Here is a 15034-nt window from a genome sequence, read left to right as displayed (position 1 = left end):
TCATCCTGAGCGCAGCGAAAGACCTTATCGCGCTTGGGTAAAAAGAATTACCGCAAACCGTTTTGACGTGATAAGGTCCTTCGCTGCGCTCAGGATGACAGGCGTCTGCAAACATTCGTTAACCCAACTACCCTTTGCGGTGCTGGATGGCGGCCCGCACGAAGCGCACAAACAGCGGGTGGGGCTGCTCCACGGTGCTTTTCAGCTCGGGGTGGAACTGGCCGGCCACGAACCAGGGGTGCGTGGGCAGCTCAATCACCTCCACCAAGCCGGTATCGGGGTTGGTGCCGGTGGCTTGCAGGCCGGACTCTTCGAACTGCTGCAGGTACTGGTTGTTGAACTCGTAGCGGTGGCGGTGGCGCTCGCTGATGTGGTTTTTGCCGTAGGCTTTGGCGGCTTTTGAGCCGCGGCGCAGGTCGCAGGCGTAGGCGCCGAGGCGCATGGTGCCGCCCTTCTGGGTGATGTTCTTCTGCTCCTCCATCATGGCGATGACGGGGTTGGGCGTGAGGGCGTCCATCTCGGTGGAGTTGGCGTTGTGCAGGCCGAGCACGTGACGGGCGTACTCCACCACGGCCACCTGCATACCCAGGCAGATGCCGAAGAACGGGATGTTGTTCTCGCGCACGTATTTCACGGCGGCAATCTTGCCCTCGAAACCCCGTTCGCCGAAGCCGGGCGCCACCAGCACGCCGTCGCAGCCGTGCAGCAGGGCGGCGATGTTGTCGTGGGTCACGTTGTCGGACTGAATGCTGCGCACCGTCACCTTGCATTCGTTCTGGGCGCCGGCGTGCACAAAGGCTTCGTTGATGGACTTGTAGGCGTCGGGCAGCTCCACGTATTTGCCCACGAGGGCAATGGTCACTTCCTCGGTCGGATTTTTCAGCTTGCCAAGGAAGTCCTTCCAGGCTTCCAAGTCAGGGTGCTGAGCGCCGCCGGTCAGCTTCAGGCGTTTGATAACCCGCTCATCGAGGCCCTCTTTACGCATGAGCAGCGGCACCGAGTAGATGCTGTCGGCGTCGAGGCTTTCGATGACCGAGTTGATTTTCACGTTGCAGAACAGCGCGATTTTGCGGCGCATCTCCATCGGGATGGGGTGCTCGGAGCGGCACACCAGGATGTCGGGCTGCAAGCCGGCTTCGCGCAGGTCGCGCACCGAGTGCTGGGTGGGCTTGGTTTTGAGCTCGCCGGCGGCCTTGAGGTAGGGCAGCAGCGTGAGGTGAATGACCAGCGAATCGTACTCGGGCAGCTCCCAGCGGAGCTGGCGCACGGCCTCCACGAAGGGCAGGCTCTCGATGTCGCCGATGCAGCCACCGATTTCGGTGATGACGACGTCGAACTGGCCGTTCTGGCCCAGCAGCAGCATGCGCCGCTTGATTTCGTCGGTGATGTGGGGCACCACCTGCACGGTTTTGCCGAGGAAGGCGCCTTCGCGCTCGCGCCGGATGACGTGGTCGTAGATGCGGCCAGTGGTGACGTTGTTGGCCTGCGAGGTGGGCGTGTTCAAGAACCGCTCGTAGTGGCCGAGGTCGAGGTCGGTTTCGGCCCCGTCATCGGTCACGTAGCACTCGCCGTGCTCGTACGGGTTGAGCGTACCGGGGTCGATGTTGATGTAGGGGTCGAACTTCTGGATGGTGACTCGAAACCCGCGGGCCTGCAAAAGCTTGGCCAGCGAGGCGGAAACAATTCCTTTGCCGAGTGAAGAAGTGACGCCGCCGGTAACGAAAATGTATTTCGCTGCCGACGCGGAGGGGGAGGGGGTTGGGCGTTCGGGCATGACGGGAGTCAAAAGTACGGCATTCGGAGTTGGGAATCCAGGAAAAAACTCGGGCCATTGCGCGTCGTCTGGCCACTTTGGCGCTCAATTGCCTGAGTCGCTACGGTTCCGGTTGCCTGCGGACTGTGCCAAAAAAGCCCCCGCCACCAGTCGGTAGCGGGGGCTTTGTATCGTGGAGGGTACTCACTGTTCGCAGATTATTCGAGCACCACACGCTTAGTTATTAGGTAGGCATTTGCCTGCACCCGTAACTGGTACACGCCCCGAGCTAATTCGGTGGTGGCAAACGAAAGTGGGCCCCCGACAGGCGGCGCGGCGGTGTGCTGACGCACCACCTGGCCCAGCGCATTCAGCAGCGTCACCTGCACGCCTGCAGCGCCCCAAGCGGCCGGTAACTGCACCGCAAAGCTGCCCCGCGCCGGGTTGGGAAACAGGGAAACTTCGGCCGCTGCGGCACCAGTAGTGGCAGCCAGAGGCGTGAAGGTGCCGGTGTTGAGCAGCACCCCAACTGTGCTGCTGCCGAAGTTAGCCGTGATGATATCCGGTCGGCTGTCGCCATTCACATCGGCTACGGTTACACCGTATAACGTGAAGCCGGCGCCGGTGCCGGCTGCATAAGTTGTTGCCGTCGAAAATCCCCCGGCGGCTTGCCCCAGTAATATTCCGGCCGTTTCGGTGCCCGCGTTGGCGGTCACGAGGTCGAGCCGGCCATCGCCGTTCACATCGGCCACTGCCACCCCATCCGGGTTGCTGCCGGGCCCGGTTGAGTAGGTGCGGATTGGGGCAAGTCCCCCACCGACCTGACCCAGCAACACCCCGACGGTGTTGCGGTTGGTGCTGGTCGTCACGATATCCGGCCGGCCGTCGCCGTTCACGTCGGCCACGGCCAAGCCATTTGGACGGGTAGTGCCGATGGTTGGGTAGGTGCTGACCGGGCCGAAGCCCCCACCCGCTAGTCCAGGCAGTATTCCGACGCTGCCGTCGTGGTTTGTGACAATGTCTGCTCGGCCATCGCCATCCATGTCGGCCACCGCTGCGCTTTTCGGGTAAGCGCTGGTTAAATGAAAGCTGAAGGGAGCAAAGCCCCCGCTGGCCAGCCCTAGCAGCACTCCCGCCGAACCGTTGCCGGTGTTGGCCGCCACGATGTCCGGTCGGCCATCGCCGTTCACGTCGGCCACGGCCAAGCCATTTGGACTGGTGCTGGCATTAATTCCGGTCAGGTACGTACTGGCGGGAGCAAATCCCCCACCGACGAATCCCAGCAACACCCCGACATTGTTGGTTAGGAGATTGGTTGCTACGATGTCCGGTCGGCCGTCGCTGTTCACGTCGGCTAACGCTAGGCCAAAGGAGAGGTCGCCACCAGTCAGGTAGGTGTTAATGGGGGCAAAGCCCCCACCGGACCGCCCCAGCAATACGCCCACGGAGCCCCCTGAGGAATTCACCGTCACGATATCCTGCCTGCCATCGCCGTTCATATCAGCCACGGCCACATTGTAAGGGAAGGTGTTCAAGCCAGTCGGGTACGTACTGGTTGGCGCAAAACTGGCCGGGGTTTGGGCCTGGGCCCCGCCGGCTGTAGCTAGTAGCAGCCCCAGCGCCGCCAGCAAGCGGGCCCGGCGTAGGTGAGTAGGAGAGGAGAGGTGGGGCATAAGAAAAAGATAAATGATAAACGGGTAGTCAATGGCCTTAAGGACTAATATTAGCGCCGAAATTCTTACTCAAAATTCATGCCTCCATCTAAGGCCGAACTGATTGGTAATAAATAATTCAGGTCCTGACGCCACTCCTACTGCCACCAAATAGGCACCCCAAAGCTGCCGTAATAAAATGACGCCACACCCCACGCCAAGCATTGAAATCGATTGCAGAAATGCGTATATTTATAAATGGCACGTTTCATCAATCACCTCGTCCACGTCTGGGGCCTGAGCCCGGTGCACTACTGGCACCTGCGTCTGCTGTTCGCCCTGTTGCTCGTGCCCCTGCTGGGGGTGCTTTACATCGTGTTTTTTGACCGGCCCCGGCGCCCCACCATGGGCCGCAAGCTGTGGCAATAAGCGTGTGACGGGTGGGGCTAAAAGGCAGAAACCAGCAAAGCCGTGTGGCGCGCAGCGCAGCATGATGTTTCTTTGAGGCGTTCATACGCCTCTGCTTGCCCTATGCTACACGAAACCCTGCTGCTGGTTCTTGGTCTGCTTTTCGTGGTGTTTCTGCTGGTGATGCTGGGGCAGAAACTGGGCATTTCCTACCCCATTTTCCTGGTGCTGGGCGGGCTGGCGCTGAGCTTCGTGCCCGGCCTACCGCGGGTGGCCATCGCGCCCGACCTCATTTTTCTGATTTTCCTGCCCCCACTGCTCTACGAAGCGGCCTGGACGACTTCGTGGAACGACTTCTGGCGCTGGCGGCGGGCCATTGGGCTGCTCGCGTTTGGGCTGGTGGGGTTCACCTCGGCCATTGTGGCCTACGTGGCGCAGGCCGTCATTCCAGGGTTCACGCTGGGGCTGGGCTTTTTGCTGGGCGGCATCATCTCGCCCCCCGATGCGGTGGCGGCCACCTCGGTGCTGCGCGGCGTGAAGGTGCCGCGGCGCGTCACGGCCATTCTGGAGGGGGAGAGCTTGATTAACGACGCCAGCAGCCTGATTGTGTTTCGGTTTGCGCTGCTGGCGGTGCTCTCGGGCACGTTTGTGTGGCAGGAGGCGGCCACCAGCTTCGTGGTAGTGAGTGGCATGGGGCTGGTGGTGGGCATTGTGGTGGCTTGCGGCTTCTTTCTGATTCACAAGTACCTGCCCACCACGCCCAGCATCAACACGGCCCTCACCTTCATGGCGCCTTATGTGATGTACCTGCTGGCCGAGGAGTTCCACTTTTCGGGCGTGCTGGCGGTGGTGAGCGGCGGGCTGCTGCTTTCGCACCTCTCGCACCGCGTATTCGATGCCAACACCCGCCTGCAGGCCAACAGCGTGTGGGCTGCGGTGAGCTTCGTGCTCAACGGGCTGGTGTTCATTCTTATTGGCTTGCAGCTGCCCATTGCAGTGGGCGGGCTGGGCGAATACTCCCTGCAGCAGGCCATTTCCTACGGGTTGCTGATGAGCGGGCTGGTCATCGTCATCCGGCTGCTGTGGATGTATCCGGCGGCGTTTGTGCCCCGCTTTTTGAGTGAGAAAATCCGCAACAGCGAGCCAAGCCCGGGCTGGCAGGGCACGCTGGTGCTGGGCTGGGCGGGCATGCGCGGGGTGGTGTCGCTGGCCTCGGCGCTGTCGGTGCCGCTGATGACGAACGACGGCCTGCAATTCCCGCAGCGCAACCTCGTGCTGTTCATCACCTTCGTGGTCATCCTCGTCACGCTGGTGCTGCAGGGGCTCACGCTGCCGGCCATCATCCGCTTCACCAAAATAGCCGATAACGACGACCGCATGCCCCTGGAGGAGCAGGAAGCCGGTGTGCGCCTGCACATGCGCGAGGCCGCCGTGAAGCACCTGCAGCGCCAGTACCCCGCCGAAACCGAGGCCAACGAGCTCATTGCCCGCCTGCAGCAGCGCATGCAAACCGAAATCAACCTCACCGCCCGCACCCTCAACTCGCTGGAAGTGAACGACGCCGGCCGCGCCGCCCTACGCCAGTACCACATGGTGCTGCTCGATGTGCTGAACGTGCAGCGCCAGACGCTGGAGCACCTGCGCCACCACGACTCCTACGACGACGAGGTGCTGCGCCAGCAGGAAGCCCAGCTTGACCTCGACGAGGCCAAGGTGAAGCATATTGAGCGCTAAACCGCAGGAGCCGCGCCGCTAATTGGGGCGCTCGCAGGCAGCCAGCTGCCGGCGGTGCACGCGGAAGCGCAGCAGCCCCACCAGCAGTACCACGGCTGCCACGGCCAAGGCCATGTAGCCCAGTCGGCCGCCGCGCTCGGGATGGAACTGCAGCAGGGCCAGCCCAAACCCCACCAACGCCAGACAGGTGCGCACATAGGTAAGCAAGGTGCGTTCGTTGGCGAGGCGGGTGCGCTGCAGGGCCAGCCGGTCGGTGAGGGAAAGAGGGGAGGGAGCGGAAGGACGCATGAGGCCAGCGGAGGTAAGCGGAGTAAAAAGGATTTTTGAGGCCGACTACTTGCGCGGTTTTACTTGCCCGCTATATTTGCAGCGCGCTCCCTCATACGGAGCACTTATCAAGAAAGGCGGAGGGACAGGCCCTGCGATGCCTTAGCAACCAGCAGCAATGCCAGGTGCTAAATCCTGTTCTGAGTCGGCTTTGGCCGGTTCAGGAGAAGATAAGTCTACAAGATGTGCCCCGACTGCAGCGGGATGCTCTTCTGACTTGTCGGAAGGGCTTTTTTTATGCCTTTCCGGTGAGAAATCTTGAAAGTGCTTAGGTAAGCGGGTGCGTTTTCGTCTCAACCACAAAAACGCCAACAACCCATGCAAGCCTCCACCCGACTCATTCAGTCTTTTCCCGTCGACGAGCTCACCGGCGCCCTCGCCGTGCCTATCTACCAGACCTGTACGTTCGTGCAGGAGTCGCCGGGCGTCAACAAGGGCTACGATTACTCCCGCACCGCCAACCCCACCCGCAGCGCCTTGGAAAAGCTGCTGTCTGGCCTCGAGCACGGCCATTCGGCCTACGCCTTCGCCAGCGGCATGGCCGCCATCGACGCCGTGCTCAAGCTGCTCTCGACCGGCGACCAGATTGTGGCCATCGACGACATCTACGGCGGCGCCTTCCGCCTGTTCGAGCACGTGTACCGCCGTTTTGGCATCGACATCGTGTATTGCGACACCGCCGACCTGGCCCAGGTACAGGCCGCCATCACCGACCGCACCCGGCTGGTGTGGCTGGAAACGCCTTCCAACCCCACGCTCAAAATATCCGACATTGCCGGGCTGGCCGAGCTGGCCCACGCCGCCGGCGCCTGGCTGTGCGTCGATAACACCTTTGCCTCGCCGGTGCTGCAGCAGCCCCTTTTGCTGGGCGCTGATTTAGTGGTGCACAGCGCCACCAAGTACCTGGGCGGCCATTCCGACCTCATTGCCGGGGCCGTGGTGGCGGCCACCGAGGAACTGGGCAAGCAAATCCAGTTTATCCAGAACGCCTCCGGCGCCATCCTGGGCCCGTTCGATTCGTTCCTGGTCATCCGCGGGCTCGAAACGCTGCACCTGCGCATTGCCCAGCACTGCCGCACGGCTCTGCAGGTGGCCCGGTTCCTGCAAACCAGGCCCGAAATCCAAGCCGTGTACTACCCGGGGCTGGCGTCGCATCCGGGCCACGCCCTGGCCAAGCAACAGCAGCCCGACGGTTTCGGTGGCATCGTTGCGCTGGTGCTGAAGGATGACACCGTGGAGGCAGCCACGCAGCTGGCTACCAGCCTGCAATATTTCAAGCTGGCCGTGAGCCTGGGCGGCGGCAAAAGCCTCGTGTGCCACTCCGCCTCGATGACGCACACGGCCATCCCGGCTGAAACGCGCCGCGCCGCCGGCTTCGCCGACAGCCTGCTGCGTCTCTCCATCGGCCTGGAAGCCGCCGACGACCTGATTGCCGATTTGGCGCAGGCGTTGGATGGCTTGGGCGTTGCAGAGCCGGTGGCGCTGGAAACGGAAGCGGTGCTGGCGTAAGCGCAGGCGGCATTTCGATGGTGCCCCGACGCACGGTCACGGCACGGTGCTGCGGTAGAGCACTTAGCGGATTACTAGCCCGTCGGGCGGCGCGCCACGCTGCCTGACGGGCTTTTGCGCGTTGAATGGTGCGGCGGAAATAGTCGGTTAGAGCAACCTGATGCATTCGGCGTCGTTTCCTTTAGCTGAGCTTATCCTTCTCTTTTTCCTTCTTTCCACATGAATCTTTATTACCAACCTTCCAACAAAATGCCTCTGGGAGGCGTGCTGCTGTTTTTGCTGGGCGGTGTGCTCGCGGGGGGCGTGCTGGCGTTCGTCTACATTTACGCCATCTGGTACATCCCTTTTGTGTACATCAACTTCTTCCTGTGCCTGGGTTTCGGGCTGGTGTTGGGCGGCATTTTGATGATGCTGGCCAAGGCCGGCAAGCTGCGCAGCCCCACCGGCGTGGGCTTGCTGGCGTTGCTGGTGGGGCTGGCGGCCGTGTACCTGGAGTGGAGCGTGTACCTCACGCTGCTGTTCAATGCCGAAACCACCGGCGCCGGGCGCGATGCCGATACCAGCACCTCGTTTAGCGCCAGCATGTGGGCCGATGTGCTCACCCACCCCGCCGCCATGTGGGAGGCCATTGGCAAAATCAACGAAACCGGCACTTGGTCGCTGAAAGGGGCCACGCCCTCGGGGGTGTTTCTGGCCCTTATCTGGGTGGTGGAGCTGCTCGTCATTGTGGGCGGGGCCTACTGGCTGGCCCGCTCGCAGGCCACGGAGCCCTTCTCCGAGGCGACAAATGAGTGGGCTGATGAAGAAACTTTGCCCCATCCCATCGGCTACGCGCAAGATGCCGACCACGTCCGCACCGCCCTCGAAACCGGCCAGTACCACACCCTCACGCCGCACGAAATGCAGTCGGAAACGGAGCCGTTTGCCCGCCTTAAGCTGCATCGCGCCCCCAACGACGGCAACTGCCAGTACCTGACCCTGGAGAACGTGACCACGAAAGTCGACGACAAAGGCAAAGCCACGCAGTCAACGACTACCGTGGTGCAGCACCTGGCCATTTCAACGGCCGCGTATGAGGAGTTGAAAAAACGCTTCGGCCAGCTACAAGCCTAAGCAAGGGCCGAAAGCACTTGTACCCCGAAGCTCCTGCTTCGGCCCGTCAGAACGTTCTAACGGGCCGAAGCAGGAGCTTCGGGGTACGAGTGCTTTAAGCGCAAACCGCCCGCTTATACCAGCGTGCGCAGCGCCTCGCGGCTGAAGCCAACCATTTCATCCAGGCGGCCTTGCTGAATTTTCTCCACCCAATCCGGGTCCACAATCAACTGGCGGCCCACGGCCACGAGGTCGAATTCATTCCGGTCGAGCCGGCGCAGCAGCTCGTCGATGCTCTGAGGCTCAGAAGCTTCGCCCGCGAAACCGGCCAGGAACTCGCCCGACAAGCCCACCGAGCCCACGGTGATGGTGGTTTTGCCCGTGAGCTTTTTCACCCAGCCGGCGAAGTTCAAATCAGAGCCTTCGCTCTCAAATTCCGGTTCCCAGAAGCGGCGCTGCGAGCAGTGAAAAATGTCGACGCCGGCCGCGGCCAGGGGCTGCAGCCAGGCTTCCATCTCCTGGGGGGTGTGGGCCAGCTTCACGGCGTAGTCCTGCTGCTTCCACTGCGAGAGGCGCAGGCTGATGACGAAATCTTCGCCCACGGCGCGGCGCACTTCGCGCACCAACTCCACGGCCAGGCGGCTGCGCTGGGTGAGGTCGTCGCCGCCATAGGCATCGGTGCGCTGGTTGAGGCCGTCCCAGAAAAACTGGTCGATGAGGTAGCCGTGGGCGCCGTGCAGCTCTAGGCAGTCGAAGCCCAGGCGCTTGGTGTCGGCCGCGGCCTGCGCAAAGGCCGCAATGGTGTCGGTGATGTCCTTTTCGCTCATGGCCTTGCCCGTGGCTTCGCCGGGCTTGAAGAGGCCGGAGGGCCCTTCGAACTGTTCCGAAGGTTTCCAGCCGGAGCGGTGCTCGGCCATCACGCCCATGTGCCAGAGCTGCGGGCCAATTTTGCCGCCGGCCGCGTGCACTTCGTCGATGACGTGCTGCCAGCCGGCCAGGGCCGCTTCGCCATAGAAATGCGGGATGTTGGGGTCGTTAGACGACGCCGGACGCTCCACCACGGTGCCCTCGGAGAGAATGAGGCCGACCTGGCCCTCGGCCCGGCGGCGGTAATAGGCGGCCACGTCGGCGCCCGGCACGCCGTCTGGCGAGAAGGAGCGGGTCATGGGCGCCATGACAATGCGGTTTTTGAGTTGCAGGGATTTCAGCGCAAAGGGCGCGAAGAGGGCGTTGGTGGACATTTCTTAATGCGGTTGATTCGTAGAGAAAGGAAAGTTGACAACAACCGGCTGTGGGCGGGTTTTGATTTTTGAGAGGTTGCCCTGACATCCGAGCTTCCCATCGGGAGGAAAGCGCTTGATGAGTTTTTAATTCGGAAATCACCCGTGCCACTGTGGCCCTCTTTCCCTATGGCTTCGTGCGCCAAGCGAACCGGGGCCGGGTGAGGCTTTGTCCGCTGCGCCAGTTATAAATTCCTTTTTTAAGCCACCCCAGCCCCGTTTGCTGCGTAAGTTGCGGCCGATGCGACGCCCCCTCTATTTCTTCTTGTTACTCCTCCTCGGCGCTACCCAACTGCCGGCCTGCGCCCAATCGGCGACCGACAAACCGGCGGCGGCCGAAATCGGTGTGCCCGGCAAGCCGTTGCCCTGGCTCGATTCCGTCCTGTCGGCCTCGCCTATTCTGCGCATGCACCAAGTGGGCATGAGCCTGGCCTACGCCGACAGCACGCGCCCGTTCTACGGATTTCAGGACAGCAAATACTTCACCCCGGCCAGCACCATGAAGCTGTTCAGCTTCTACACCGGCCTGCACCTGCTCGGCGACTCGCTGCCCAGCCTGCGCTATTTCTCGCGCCATGACACCCTGTTTTTCCAGGGCACCGGCGACCCCACACTGCTGCACGGCGACGTGCCCAGCCGCCGCGCCTACAGTTTCCTGCTGAACCGCCCCGAACGCACGTTGGCCTACTGCGACATTGCTACCGTGACGCCCTACGGTCCCGGCTGGACCTGGGACGACTATGGCTACTACTTCCAGCCCGAGCGCGCGGCCTTCCCCATTTACGGCAACACCGTGCGCTTCTACGCCACGCCGCCTGCGCCGGTGCGGGCGGGCACGCGGCCGGCCGGGGTGCCACAGTCGCGTATCCGGGTGCTGCCGCGCTACTTCGCGCCGCTAGTAGGCCCGGCGCCGGCCGAGCTGCGCACGCCCGGCCTCGACCCTGACACCCACATCATTCGCGCCCCGCACGAAAACCGCTTCTACGTGCTGCCCACCGTGAAAAAATGGGTCGATGAAACGCCCTTCGTCACCAGCCGCGGGTTAATGCTGCGATTGTTGGGCGACACCCTGCGCCGGGCCACCAGCAATGCTGTGTGGCGCCCGCGGCCCGCCCAGGGCGACTCCATCCGCACGCTCCACGGCCTGCGCGTCGACTCGCTCTACCGCCGCATGCTGCGCGTGAGCGACAACTTCCTGGCCGAGCAGCTTCTGCTCATGTGCAGCACTAAAATTGGTCGCCGCGACTCGCTCAGCACCAGCCGCGTGATTCGCTACGCCCGCAAAAACCTGCTCACCGGCCTGTCCGACCCGGTGATGTGGGTGGACGGCTCCGGCCTTTCACGCCTCAACCTCATCACCCCGCGCACCCTCACCGGCCTGCTGCTCCGGCTGCACCAGGAGGTGCCCGAGCGCCGCCTGCTCAGCTTGCTGGCGGCCGGCGGGGGCCAGGGCACCCTGCGCAAGCGCTACCACGACGCCAGCGGCCCCTGGGTGTGGGGCAAGACCGGTACGCTCAGCAACAACCTGAATATGTGCGGCTACCTGCGCACCAAAAGCGGCCGCCTGGTGGCCTTTACCTTCCTCAACAACAACCACGTGGTGGACAGCTACCCCATGCGCAACGAGGTGGAGCGCGTGCTGCGGCTGGTGCGCGAGCGGCTGTAAGGGCGCTGGCTAGTGCGTCACTACTACTTTCTGGGTGGCCGCCACGCCCAACCCGTCCACTTTCAGGTAATAAACCCCGGCCGCGAGGCTTGAGACGTTAAACTCGGCTGGCACCGAGGGGTGCAACTGCAGGGCGGCGCTCACGGGCTGGCCCAGGGTATTGAAGAGCCGGGCCGTGAGGTCGTTGGCCACGCCGCCTTCGGGCGCGATGTTCAGCACGTCGCTGGCCGGGTTGGGGTAGGTGGTGAGTTGCAGGCCGGCGGCCAGAAAGGTGGCCGTCACGGTGTAGGTTGTCACCGGTTCATTCACCACGGCCTGGCCGGATTGCGGGCCGGTAGCCCCGGCCGGAATCACGCCGTAGTAGGTAGGGCCGGGCGTGTAGGGGTAGGCGCCTTCGTAGAGCCGGTTGATGGTGACGAAGTAGGCGTAGGTGCCGGCCGGGTACTCCGGCGTGATGCAGAAGCGGCCGTTGTGGCTGTCGAGGTCGCCACGGCCGGCCACGTATTCAAAGTCTTCGATGTAATAGCCCAGCGGCTTGGCCGCGTTGATGGCCGGGCCGGGGGAGGGGGCGGTGCTGCCGTTGGGTAGGGTGGTGCGCGTGGTGATATTGCGCATCCGGTACGAGGTGCGGATGCTGCGGATGGCGCCCGTGCCGTTGGCATTGGCGTAGCCGTAGGCCCCGTAGATGGGGTAGCCGTCGAAGGCGAAGCCGATGATGGGGGAGTGGCGCGTGCTGTCGCGGTCGTTGTAGAGGCAGCGCGGGTTGAGGTGGTGGTGGTACTCGCCGTTGCCGGCCGGGTGGCCCAGGCAGGAATCGAAGCTGGGGCCTTCCACCACGATGGCGTTCTGGTTCCACACGCCCGCGTTGTTGTAGCTCATGGCGTCCCGGGCGTTGAAAATGCTCACGCCGTTGCTCCAGATACCGGTGTGGCCCAGGGGCGTGGCGGTGGCCGGGCCGGTGTTGGGCTGGGGCGTGCGCGTGATTTTGAACACGAAGTTCTGATTGGTGGCCGAGTTGGGGTTGCCGGGCCAGGGGCCAATGCTGTAGGCCGGCACACCGGTGCAGGTGACGTACACATTGCCCGCCGAGTACTGCACCCGCTGCACGTTGCTGGGAATGCCGTTGTAGCCGGTGGCCCCGGTGGTGTTCACAATCCAACTGCTCACAATGGGCGTGACCTGGGCCGGCGCCAGCCGCGGTGCGGCGAGCAGGAGTAAGAGAAAAAGAAAGTAGCGGTTGCAGAGCATAGAGGTGGGAATAAGGTGAACAGCAAGATGAGCAAAACCCTGGGATAAAACACAAGGCTGGCCTTCCTAAAGGCATGCCCATCACCTGCTTGGTAGGTTGAGACCCCACCAACCGCCTTTTTTGCCCGATGAAAAGTTTGCCGTACACGGCAGACGCCCCATTCAGCCCGTTGGGACTAAAAAAAGGCCTCAAACAGGCTGTTTGAGGCCTTTTTTCATTCATTGGGAAATAGCGTGGCTTTAGCGAGGAATGACCGGGGTTAGGCGATGACCGAAAGTAGATGCTCGGCACGCCTAACAATTTTGTATCGCCAAAGCGGCACAGTTACCGCCGGTCATTCACTCGACAATAATTCTCATTAACGTCATGTCTACGTTTGCTTTCGCTTCCGACTTCCTGATTTCCTCCCGCCGCTCGATGCTGGCTACGCTGGGCCTGTTGCTGCCGGTGGCCGCCCTGGCGCAGGCGCCCACCATCACCAGCATGACGCCCTCGACGGCTGCCCCCGGTACCACCGTCACCATCACCGGCACCAACCTCACGGGCTTCACCTCGGTGCTGCTCAACGGCCTGGCCGTGCGTGCCACCCCGGGGCTGGTGCCTGCCACCACGGCCACGTTCATTGTGCCGGCCGCCGCAGGCACCGGCAAAGTACGCCTGACGACGGCCGCTGGCACCGCCCTGAGCGCCGCCAAGCTGGGCGTGACGCGCCAGTCTTCGAGCAACAGCTACAGCCAGCTCAGCAACAACGCCACCAGCGCCACGGCGGCCGGCGCCTACTCCACGCCCGTGGCCGCCGACCTCGACAAAGACGGCTTGCTGGAGCTGCTGGTGGGCCAGGGCGACGGCACCATGATGGACTACGAGCAAACCGGCCCCAACCAACTCTTCAGCACCACGGGCACGCTTATCACCTTCGCCACCGGCGGCCCCGTGGACGTGGGCCTTTACGCCAAGCCGACGGTGAGCGACCTCGACGGCGACGGCCGTCAGGAAATTATTGTGGGCGAAGAAACCGGGAAGGTGTACATCTACGAGCAGGCCGCCAGCACGGGTGCCGACGCTTTCAAGATGGGTGCCGGCAGCACCCTGTTTGCCAACCCCTACGGCGTCGCTACTTCAGGCACACCCAACTTCGGCTCTTACGCCCGCCCCACCGTGGGCGACCTCGATAGCGACGGCCTGATTGACATCGTGGTGGGCTCTAACAACGGCCTGCTGGTGCGCTACGAGCAGCTGGCCAGCACCAGCAGCAATGCCGCGGGCTTTACCGCGCCGGCCAACGTCAGGCTGGCCGACGGCACCACCGTGCTGGACGCCGGCGACGTGAGCAAGCCGCTCATCACCGACTACGACGGCGACGGCAAGCTCGACATGCTCGTGGGCAACTACGCCGGCAACGTACAGTTTTACACCCAAACGACGGCCAACGCCTACACCTTCAGCTTCGTGCGCAACCTGAGCACCGACGGCACCTCCGGCAGCGTCATCAACATGGGCAATGCCGGCACCAACCCCAGCAACATGGGCGGCTACGCCGCCCCGGCCGTGACGGACTACGACGGCGACGGCCTGCTCGACCTCTTCATCGGCAACGGCACCGGCACGGTGTACCGCTACGAGCAGGCCCAGTCGGCCGCCGTGCCCACCCTCACCACGCCGCTGCCGGTGGTGCTCACGTCCTTCGCCGGCCAGGCGGCCAGCACCGGCAACCAGCTGAAGTGGAGTACCGCCCAGGAAGTGAAAAGCGCCAGCTTCGTGGTAGAAGCCTCGGCCGACGGCAGCTCCTTCGCCGCCATCGGCGAGCTGGCCGCCGCCGGCAACAGTGGCACCGTTCGCAACTATGAGTACCTCGATGCCTCGGCCACGGCCCTGAGCGCCAGCCGCCGCTACTACCGCCTGCGCCAGGTGGACCTGGACGGCACGGTGGCCTACTCGCCGGTCGTAACGCTGACCCGCACTTCGGCCGCCACGGCCACTGCTCCCAAGTCGCTCGACGCTTACCCCAATCCCTTCGCCGGAACCCTCACCGTGGCCCTGCCCGGCGCCGCCGAGCCCCAGGCCGCAGCCCTAACGCTGAGCACGCTGACCGGCCGCCCGGTGTACGCCACCACGCTCACGCTGGGCGCGGCCCCGCAGGCCCTGGGCGCCCTGCCCGAGCTGGCCGCCGGTGTGTATGTGCTGCGCCTCACCACGGCCGCCGGCACCCTCACCCAGAAGGTGACCCGCCAGTAAGGCTGGTTTAAGAAGACCAACGGCCCCGGTTTCCAGATTTGGAAGCCGGGGCCGTTGGCGTTTGGGCAGAACCCATGCTTGCTGTTTTGTCAATAATGCTGCGGGGCTGCTTGGCGCAGCCCCATTGGA

General features: G+C 63.4%; 11 protein-coding genes and 1 riboswitch. Of the genes, 6 read left to right on the top strand and 5 right to left on the bottom strand.

Annotated elements, in window-relative coordinates:
- Window positions 1-127 precede the first annotated feature (127 nt).
- Together MTP16_RS22650 and MTP16_RS22645 are read right to left on the bottom strand one after the other, a co-directional pair.
- A complete protein-coding gene (locus tag MTP16_RS22650; protein ID WP_243514366.1) occupies window positions 128-1774 on the bottom strand; it encodes a CTP synthase in 1647 nt (548 codons plus the stop codon).
- Between the two features lie 197 nt (window positions 1775-1971).
- Entirely contained in the window at window positions 1972-3426 is a 1455-nt protein-coding gene (locus tag MTP16_RS22645; RefSeq protein WP_243514363.1) for a T9SS type A sorting domain-containing protein, read from the bottom strand.
- Window positions 3427-3663: 237 nt separating this feature from the next.
- Between MTP16_RS22645 and MTP16_RS22640 the strand changes: the two genes are divergently transcribed.
- Window positions 3664-3834: a hypothetical protein gene (locus MTP16_RS22640; protein WP_243514361.1), complete on the top strand. Its 171-nt coding sequence runs from the start codon at window positions 3664-3666 to the stop codon at window positions 3832-3834.
- A 102-nt stretch (window positions 3835-3936) separates the two neighbouring features.
- Window positions 3937-5547 (top strand): Na+/H+ antiporter, encoded by a 1611-nt coding sequence (locus tag MTP16_RS22635; protein ID WP_243514356.1) that lies wholly within the window; start codon window positions 3937-3939, stop codon window positions 5545-5547.
- A gap of 18 nt (window positions 5548-5565) precedes the next feature.
- Here MTP16_RS22635 and MTP16_RS22630 read toward each other — a convergent pair whose 3' ends face one another.
- Complete coding sequence (locus MTP16_RS22630; protein WP_243514355.1) at window positions 5566-5835, bottom strand: YidH family protein; 270 nt, start codon at window positions 5833-5835, stop codon at window positions 5566-5568.
- 101 nt (window positions 5836-5936) lie between these two features.
- Window positions 5937-6051: riboswitch (SAM riboswitch) on the top strand.
- A 141-nt stretch (window positions 6052-6192) separates the two neighbouring features.
- Between MTP16_RS22630 and MTP16_RS22625 the strand changes: the two genes are divergently transcribed.
- Window positions 6193-7383 carry a trans-sulfuration enzyme family protein gene (locus MTP16_RS22625; RefSeq protein ID WP_243514353.1) on the top strand — a complete coding sequence of 397 codons (1191 nt, stop codon included), beginning with the start codon at window positions 6193-6195 and terminating at the stop codon, window positions 7381-7383.
- Window positions 7384-7632: 249 nt separating this feature from the next.
- A complete protein-coding gene (locus MTP16_RS22620; protein ID WP_243514350.1) occupies window positions 7633-8496 on the top strand; it encodes a hypothetical protein in 864 nt (287 codons plus the stop codon).
- Between the two features lie 113 nt (window positions 8497-8609).
- Here the strand turns inward: MTP16_RS22620 and MTP16_RS22615 are convergent, their stop codons facing one another.
- The gene (locus tag MTP16_RS22615; RefSeq protein ID WP_243514347.1) at window positions 8610-9716 is read right to left on the bottom strand and encodes an NADH:flavin oxidoreductase; all 1107 of its coding nucleotides are present in this window, start codon (window positions 9714-9716) and stop codon (window positions 8610-8612) included.
- A 304-nt stretch (window positions 9717-10020) separates the two neighbouring features.
- Between MTP16_RS22615 and MTP16_RS22610 the strand changes: the two genes are divergently transcribed.
- Window positions 10021-11421 (top strand): D-alanyl-D-alanine carboxypeptidase, encoded by a 1401-nt coding sequence (locus tag MTP16_RS22610; protein WP_243514345.1) that lies wholly within the window; start codon window positions 10021-10023, stop codon window positions 11419-11421.
- Window positions 11422-11430: 9 nt separating this feature from the next.
- Here MTP16_RS22610 and MTP16_RS22605 read toward each other — a convergent pair whose 3' ends face one another.
- Window positions 11431-12669, bottom strand: coding sequence for a YHYH protein (locus MTP16_RS22605; protein ID WP_243514343.1), 1239 nt, complete (start codon window positions 12667-12669; stop codon window positions 11431-11433).
- Between the two features lie 367 nt (window positions 12670-13036).
- On the opposite strand from MTP16_RS22605, the gene MTP16_RS22600 reads away from it, so the two are divergent.
- On the top strand, window positions 13037-14905 hold the full coding sequence (locus MTP16_RS22600) for an FG-GAP-like repeat-containing protein (protein WP_243514340.1): 1869 nt from the start codon (window positions 13037-13039) through the stop codon (window positions 14903-14905).
- Window positions 14906-15034: the final 129 nt, after the last annotated feature.

Origin of the sequence: Hymenobacter monticola (assembly GCF_022811645.1) — a bacterium.
In the GTDB taxonomy this organism is placed as follows: domain Bacteria; phylum Bacteroidota; class Bacteroidia; order Cytophagales; family Hymenobacteraceae; genus Hymenobacter; species Hymenobacter monticola.
The sequence above is the reverse complement of the archived record's forward strand: the minus strand, read 5'-3'. Positions and strand labels throughout refer to the sequence as shown.